The following is a 210-nucleotide window of genomic DNA, read 5'->3' on the forward strand; positions in this document are numbered from 1 at the left end:
ATCGAACAGTCGGATGCGACCAGCTGGATGGGCATGTACTGTCTCAACATGCTGACGATCGCGCTGGAACTGGCCCGGGACAATCGCGCCTATGAAGACGTGGCCAGCAAATTCTTCGAACATTTCGTCTACATCTGTCGCGCCATGAATAACATCGGCGGTGAGAACATCGAGTTGTGGGATCGTGAAGACGGCTTCTTCTACGACGTG

General features: G+C 53.8%; 1 protein-coding gene. It reads left to right on the plus strand.

Going from position 1 to position 210, the window contains the following annotated elements:
- Window positions 1-210, plus strand: a 210-nt coding sequence (locus KJA79_RS11645; RefSeq protein WP_213042222.1) for a hypothetical protein, incomplete at both ends; no start/stop codon positions are given.

It is taken from the genome of Nitrospira defluvii (assembly GCF_905220995.1).
GTDB classification, from domain to species: Bacteria; Nitrospirota; Nitrospiria; order Nitrospirales; family Nitrospiraceae; genus Nitrospira_A; species Nitrospira_A defluvii_C.